Origin of the sequence: Lutimaribacter degradans (genome assembly GCF_023703375.1) — a bacterium.
GTDB classification, from domain to species: domain Bacteria; phylum Pseudomonadota; class Alphaproteobacteria; order Rhodobacterales; family Rhodobacteraceae; genus Lutimaribacter; species Lutimaribacter degradans.
In genome coordinates this window covers 55,507-62,655 of the sequence record NZ_JAMQGO010000014.1, presented here as the reverse complement: position 1 = coordinate 62,655, position 7,149 = coordinate 55,507, and the positions used below count along the sequence as shown (strand labels likewise).

General features: G+C 61.8%; 6 protein-coding genes. All 6 read left to right on the top strand.

Annotation, left to right across the window (positions count from 1 at the left end):
- Window positions 1–99: EF-Tu C-terminal domain-related protein (locus M8744_RS16040; RefSeq protein WP_017929992.1), on the top strand; the 99-nt coding region annotated here is incomplete at its 5' end.
- Between the two features lie 281 nt (window positions 100–380).
- The gene (locus M8744_RS16035; RefSeq protein WP_251419648.1) at window positions 381–971 is read left to right on the top strand and encodes a TetR/AcrR family transcriptional regulator; all 591 of its coding nucleotides are present in this window, start codon (window positions 381–383) and stop codon (window positions 969–971) included.
- The gene (locus M8744_RS16030) at window positions 968–2,020 is read left to right on the top strand and encodes an efflux RND transporter periplasmic adaptor subunit (RefSeq protein ID WP_251419646.1); all 1,053 of its coding nucleotides are present in this window, start codon (window positions 968–970) and stop codon (window positions 2,018–2,020) included. Before M8744_RS16035 ends, M8744_RS16030 begins: the two co-directional genes overlap by 4 nt.
- Window positions 2,021–2,025: 5 nt before the next feature.
- On the top strand, window positions 2,026–5,079 hold the full coding sequence (locus M8744_RS16025; RefSeq protein WP_251419644.1) for an efflux RND transporter permease subunit: 3,054 nt from the start codon (window positions 2,026–2,028) through the stop codon (window positions 5,077–5,079).
- A gap of 225 nt (window positions 5,080–5,304) precedes the next feature.
- On the top strand, window positions 5,305–6,366 hold the full coding sequence (locus M8744_RS16020) for a GSCFA domain-containing protein (RefSeq protein WP_251419642.1): 1,062 nt from the start codon (window positions 5,305–5,307) through the stop codon (window positions 6,364–6,366).
- Entirely contained in the window at window positions 6,350–7,096 is a 747-nt protein-coding gene (locus M8744_RS16015) for a hypothetical protein (RefSeq protein WP_251419640.1), read from the top strand. Before M8744_RS16020 ends, M8744_RS16015 begins: the two co-directional genes overlap by 17 nt.
- Window positions 7,097–7,149 lie beyond the last annotated feature (53 nt).

Below are 7,149 nucleotides of genomic sequence, written 5' to 3'. Positions count from 1 at the left end.
CTGATCGCCCCGATCGCCATGGAAGACGGCCTGCGCTTCGCCATCCGCGAAGGCGGTCGCACCGTCGGCGCCGGCGTCGTCTCCAAGATCATCGAGTAACGAGACGTTCGTGAGTTAAGCGTTGCCAAGGCATTTTCGTCGCCCTGGCAACGCCTGGCACCTGGCCCTGGCAACGCCTGGCACCTGGGCAGCCTGGCACGGTTTCCGTGGCAGGCTGTTTCTTTTGCAAAAGGCAGACCAAGAGAGAAGCGCCGGCGCGGTTGCGCCATTACGCGCAAGATCCGATCCCGATTACTATCGACACCTCCACGGATCGCCGGGGCAACCACGGCGGACCAAGGCTTTATTGACATTTGTTAAATAAAATTTACACCGGCGACATGGATATCCGACGCCGCCGCACGCGTTTGCGGCTTCAGACCGCGCTACGCTCTCTCCTTTCCGAGAAATGCCTCGCCGATATCTCGGTCGGGGAGCTGTCGCAACGTGCCGGCGTCACGCGTCCGACTTTCTATTCGAACTATTCCGATCTGGCGGCGATGCTTGGCGAATACCTCGATGGGCTTCTGGCCGAGATCGAGACCCGTCACGAGGCGCTTTTGGCCGAACAGGAAGACAGCGCGCAAGAAGGCCGGCTTGCCAAGATATCAGCGCGTATCTTTGCCGATCTCGACCGCGACGATCCACGCCTGCACACGCTTTTGCAGGGTGTCCCCGCGTTGACGCCCGAGGCCAGGTTCGCCGCCTTGGTCGAGCGGATGATAAAACGGGGTGCCCGGCACGATATGCCCGCACCGACGGCGCTGGAAACGACCGTTGCCGCGCATTTCTACACGGGTGCCTTTCTCGGTATGGTACGGCTTTGGGTCTCGCGACCCAATGGAGTGACGGCCGATGAGCTGGGCAGGGATTTCGCCCGCATCGTGTTTCACGGTCGCCACGGCGGCCAGGTTTCCAAGGGGTCTGCATGAAACAGGTTTTCCTTCTGGTCCTTTCGCTTGGTCTTGCAATGCCCGCGCATGCGCAGCAGGCAGACGTGCCACGCCCGGCCAAGTTGATGACGCTGGCCGAGGATGACAGCACGGTAAGCCGCCAATTCTACGGCCGGGTCCGTGCGCGCGCGACTGTCGATCTCGCCTTCCAGGTAAGCGGGCAGATCACCGAATTCGCCGTTTCCGAGGGCGAACGCCTCGCGCGGGGGGGCGTCATCGCGCAGCTTGATCAGCGATCCTACCAGCGTAGTTTGCGGCAGGCCGAGGTGAACCTGGACAAGGCGCATCGCGACCTGGAGCGGCTGGAGCAGCTGTCTTCCGACAATGTGCCCGAGGTGCAGATCAAGGACGCCGAGACAAACGTGAACCTGGCGCAGATCGCTGTCGAACAGGCCAAGGAACAATTAGAAGACGCGACGCTGGCCGCGCCCTATGATGCGCTGGTCGCACGGCGCGAGGTTGCGAATTTCAGCACCGTTTCGGCCGGTCAGCCGGTCGTCAGGTTGCACGACATGTCCGAAATGCGGGTCGACATTGACGTGCCCGAAGTGCTGTTCCGGCGTCTTGGTGGCGCGGAGCGCAAGTTCGAGATCCACGCGTCATTCCCCGGTGACGAGACCCGGTACCCGCTTGTCATTCGCGAGTACGAGGCCGAAACGGCCGAGGTCGCGCAGACCTTTCGCGTGACACTCGCCTTTGTAGACGAGGTGGGCGATGGCATACTGCCGGGCTCGGCTACGACGGTCACTGTCGCGACGGCCGGTGCGCGCGGCAGCGCCCTGACAGTGCCTGAAACGGCGCTTGTGTTCGACCCAAACAGCACGCCCGCCGTTTTCGTCTATGCGCCCGAGGGTGACAATTCCGACATCGGCACGGTGTCGTCCGTCCCTGTCGAGATCGAACTGCGCGAAGATGGCAGCCTGGTTCTGGTCGACGGGCCCCCACCCGGCACCGAGATCGTCGCCACCGGGGCCTCGCTTCTTGAAGATGGCCAGCTTGTGCGCCGCTTCACCGGCATCGGGGAGTGAAGCCCATGTCTGTCGCACGCGCATCCATCGACAAGGCCCTCATCACGTGGCTGCTTATGTTCGGTTGTCTTCTGGGCGGCCTGTGGGGTTTTTCAACGATTGGTCGGCTCGAAGATCCGTCATTCTCGATCAAGACGGCCGTCATCATCACCCAGTACCCGGGCGCATCGGCCGAGGAGGTGGCGCGCGAGGTTTCCGAGCCGCTGGAATCGGCGATCCAGCAGATGGCCGAGGTCGATCACATAACCTCGTCCAACAAGCCCGGCGTGAGCCGGATCACCGTCGAGGTCGAGAATATTCATGGCCCGGATGACCTGCCGCAAATCTGGGACGAATTGCGTAACAGGGTTGGTGACGCGCGCGCCTCGTTACCGCAGGATGCCAACGAGCCGCAGGTCAATGACGGGTTCGGCGATGTCTACGGGCTGTTCTTCGCGGTAACGACGCCCGGTTTCACCGATGCCGAAAGACACGACCTGGCAGATTTCCTGCGGCGTGAATTGCTGACGGTCGAGGGCGTGGCGGATGTCACGCTCGACGGTTTGCCTGATGAGGCGATCTATGTCGAACCCGAGCCCGCTATCCTGACCAATCTCGGGCTGCCACCGGCCGCGATCATCCAGGCGATTACCACTGCCAACAGCGTGACACCGGCCGGCTCGGTCAGCCGCAACGGGCAGGATATCCGTATAGAGGCGCCGGTCGGCTCGGACACGGTTCAAGAGATCCAGAGCCTTACCATCGGGGTCGGCGGCGAGGTGATCGACCTGACCGATGTAGCGCGCGTCTATCGTGACCGCGTGGCCGAACCGGGGCTGATCGTGCGCTTCGATGGCGAGGAGGCGTTTACCATCGGGGTCTCTGCCAAAGAGGGGCTGAATATCGTCGATGTGGGGCATCGGGTCGATGCGCGGCTTGACCAATTGATGGCTGATACGCCCTACGGTGTGCAATTGCACCCGATCTACCAGCAACATCTCGTCGTCGAGGAGGCGTCGGACGCTTTCCTTCTCAACCTCGCCATGTCGGTCGCCATCGTCGTGATCGTGCTTGCCCTGTTCATGGGCTGGCGCGCTGCGGTGGTGGTTGGCACCACGTTGCTGCTGACGGTTGTCGGAACCGTTTTCTTCATGGCGCTTTTCGGGATCGAGATGCAGCGTATCTCGCTTGGTGCGCTGATCATCGCGATGGGTATGCTTGTCGATAACGCGATCGTCGTGGCCGAAGGCATGCAGGGCGACATGGCGCAAGGCAAGTCGGCGCATGACGCGGCCGGCGACGTGGCCGACAAGACCCAGATACCGCTGCTGGGGGCGACGATCATCGGCATCATGGCCTTTGTGGGTATCGGCCTCAGCCCGGATGCAACCGGCGAGTTCCTGTTTTCTTTATTCGCCGTGATCGGCATCTCGCTCCTGCTCTCGTGGGTGCTTGGGGTGACGGTCACGCCGCTGCTTGGGCACTATTTTTTCAAAAGAGGAACGGGTGGCGCCGGTGGCCAGTATGACGGCCCGATTTTCCGCGCCTACGCCGCCTCGCTTCGGTTGGCGCTGCGGTTGCGCTGGCTGGTGGTTGTCGGCCTTATAGGGCTGACGGCTGTCTGCTTCGTGGCGTTCGGCCAAGTGAAGCAACAGTTCTTTCCCGACAGCAACACGCCGATCTTCTACGTGCACTACAAGCTGCCACAAGGCGCGGGAATCGCGCGCACGGCCGACGACATGGCGGTGATCGAGAATTGGCTTGAGGCACGCGACGACGTTGTTTCTTACACGACATTCGTCGGCGGCGGCGCTTCGCGGTTCATGCTGACCTATGCCGGTGAAGAACGGCTGCCCACTTATGGCCATGTCATCATCCGTACTGGCACCATCGCCGAAATTCCGCCGCTGCGCGATGACCTTGAAACGTTTGGCCGGCAGGCGCTGCCTCAGGGCGAGTTCAGGACTGAGCGTCTTGCCTTTGGCCCCGGCGGCGGCACGCCCATCGCCATGCGCTTTTCCGGTCCCGATCCCGATGTCCTCCGCACGCTTGCCAACGAGGCGCAAAGCCGGCTGAAAGGCGCGTCGGATCAACTGCTTGATATCCGCAGTGACTGGCGCGAACGCGAGCTGGTCCTGCGCCCCGTCTACGCGTCCGAGCGCGCCCAGACCGCTGGTATCACACGTGACAATGTCGCCCAGGCGCTCCAGACCGCGACCGACGGTATCCGTGCCGGCGTCTACCGCGAGCAGGACCGGATGATTCCCATCGTGGTCAGAACGCCGGATGCTGTGCTTGAAGGCAGTGGGCACCTGATAAACCAGCCTGTCTATTCCGAGGCCGCGCAGACCTTCATCCCGATCGAGGAAGTGATCGACGGCTTTACCTACGACGTTCAGGACACGCTGATTCAAAGGCGCGACCGGCTGTTCACGATCACCGTCGGGGCGGGCGTGCCGCCCGGCGTCAATGCGGCCTCGGTGTTCCAGGATATCCGGCCGGTGATCGACGAAATGTCGATTCCCGAAGGGTATGCCTTCGTTTGGGGTGGCGAATACGAGGATTCCGCCAAGGCGCAGCAAAGCCTTGGCACCAAGCTGCCGCTTTCGCTGCTGGTCATGGTGCTGATCTCGGTCCTGCTTTTTGGCAAGCTGCGCCAGCCGCTGGTGATCTGGTTGCTTGTGCCGATGTCGGTAAACGGTGTTGTGATCGGCCTTCTGGGCAGCGGGCTGCCCTTTTCCTTCACGGCGCTTCTGGGCCTGCTGAGCCTGTCGGGGATGCTTATCAAGAACGGTATCGTGCTGGTTGAAGAGATCGACCTGACCCGGGCCGATGGTGTGCCTTTCACCCGCGCGGTGGTCGAGGCGTCGACCTCGCGCCTGCGGCCGGTTGTGCTGGCTGCCGCGACCACGATTCTCGGGATGATTCCGCTGTTGTGGGATGCGTTCTTTGCCTCCATGGCGGTGACGATAATGGGCGGCCTCGGCTTTGCGTCGATCCTCACGCTGGTCGCGGCGCCGGTATTTTACTACATCGTCTTCCCTGGCGCCCGAAAACTGGAAAAGGCACAGATGGCATAGGCACCTTGCAATCCCGGGGCGCGCGGTACCGATCATGCGTTTTCCGCTGCCCGTGCGCCCGTGGCGTGCCCAAGGTGTGGTGCAAAGTCCCCGATCGGGTGGCAAAGGTCAGGCTTGGGCGGGCCGGGCGCTTGCCGCGCGTTGAACCGTTTTTCGGGCTCTGCTAGCGTTTTCCCGAAAAAGTCGGGGCAGATCCCGATACGTGGTTCAAGGTGTAGCCATCGGATGAGTAACCCTTATGAAACCCTTGGCCCCGAGGCGTATTGGCGCCCCGCTGTCGCGGCGGCTGGCCCCTTTGGCTTGACGGGCCTTTGGTCGCCCAAGTATCGGGTGCGCCCGCAAGACCGTATCGTGACCGCGGGTAGCTGTTTCGCCCAACATATTGGCCGCGCGCTGAGTGAGCGCGGGTTTCAGTGGTACGATGCGGAACCCGCCCCGCCTTTTGTTCAGGATGACGAGGCATGGCGTTATAACTACGGCATCTTCAGTTTCCGCACCGGCAATATCTACACGCCCAAGATGCTGCTGCAGTGGTTGCGCCTGGCCTTTGACGCGGGCGAGGTGCCGGACGAGATATGGGAAGAAGACGGTCGATTCTACGATCCTTTGCGCCCGGTGATCGAGCCCGGCGGTTTTGCCTCTGAAGACGAGCTGCGCGCCGCGCGTGCTGCCACCCTGGCCGCTATCCGCGATGCGGTGCAACGCGCGCATATCTTTGTCTTCACTTTGGGCCTGACCGAAAGCTGGGAAAACAGCGAAACCGGCCTGCAATATGCGCTGTGCCCCGGCACCGTGAAAGGCGCTCGGTTTGACCCCGAGCGTCACGTTTTCCGAAACGGTGGCTTCCGCTCGCTTTACAAGGAATTGCAGGCGGCTCTGCGGTTGATGCGTCAGAAGAACAAGAACCTGCGCGTGCTTTTGACTGTGTCGCCCGTGCCGCTGACGGCTACGGCCTCGGGGCAGCACGTGTTGAACGCGACCAGCTATTCGAAGTCGACATTGCGCGCGGTGGCGGGGCAGATCACGGCCGAGTACAGGTTCATCGATTATTTCCCGTCATACGAGATCATCACCCACCCGGTGTTTCGGGGCATGTTCTACGGGCCCAATATGCGCAGTGTCGAGAAAGCGGGCGTCGACACGGTGATGGGCCATTTCTTTGCCGACCAGGCCCGTGTATTCGGCGCGCCCAAGATGACCAAGCGCAAGCGGAAGGCGTCAAAGCCAGTGATTCAGGATGACGAGTTGAAATGCGAAGAGGAGTTGTTGGGTGCCTTCGCAAAATAAGTCGCTTTGCGTGTTCGGCGACAGTCACATAGGTAGCGTCCGCAAGGCGATCGGTGATGGCAAGGTCAAGCTGCGCGGCATCGACGTGGAGTTCTGGGGCGCCACGGGCGAGAATTTTCGCAACATCAACCTTGTCGACGATGCGATCCGCCCGCAATCCGACGAGGCGGCCGAAGTTTTGAAATCCATCAATGCCCGCGGTCGGCTGTCGATCGCGCCGGGTGACTTTGACCTTGTGCTCTTTTACGGCGCCCGTCTTCGTCTGTCCTCCTTCGTGCCGTCGCTGGTTCATCATATGCGCAAACCGCATGGCTATATGAGCGAGGCCGTGTTGCGCGCCGCGGCGCGCCGTTTCATTGGCAATTGCCGGGCTGCTCGGCTGGCCAAGTGGCTGGCCGGTGATGGCCGGACGCGCGTGTTTTTTGCTCCCACCCCTTTCTTGACATGGGGGGTGTTGGACCACCGCCAGGACAAGCGCACGCTTGCCCTTTACCCCGAGGTTGAAAGTACCACGGCCGAAGAACGCGCGCGCCTTATCGGTGCGCTTTCGGCCGAAATGGCACAGGACGGTGTCACCTTGGTGCCGCAGCCGGAAGAAACCGTGGTCCATGGTGTCTTCACCGACCAGAAATACGCGGTCGAGAATGCAGCGGAAAGCGGCGACATCTCGCACAAGTCGGCGGAATTTGCTGCGCTGATGGTCGATAGCGTCGTTCGGGCGGCGAAATAGGCCATCAGGGCCGGATGGGCGAAAATCACCCTTGATTTCACGAAAGTGGCGTC

What these genes read in the sequence shown, in the direction of transcription:
- M8744_RS16030 (WP_251419646.1), top strand. Translation starts at nt 968, where the DNA reads ATGAAACAGGTTTTCCTTCTGGTCCTTTCGCTTGGTCTTGCAATGCCC.
- M8744_RS16025 (WP_251419644.1), top strand. Translation starts at nt 2,026, where the DNA reads ATGTCTGTCGCACGCGCATCCATCGACAAGGCCCTCATCACGTGGCTG.
- M8744_RS16035 (WP_251419648.1), top strand. Translation starts at nt 381, where the DNA reads ATGGATATCCGACGCCGCCGCACGCGTTTGCGGCTTCAGACCGCGCTA.
- M8744_RS16020 (WP_251419642.1), top strand. Translation starts at nt 5,305, where the DNA reads ATGAGTAACCCTTATGAAACCCTTGGCCCCGAGGCGTATTGGCGCCCC.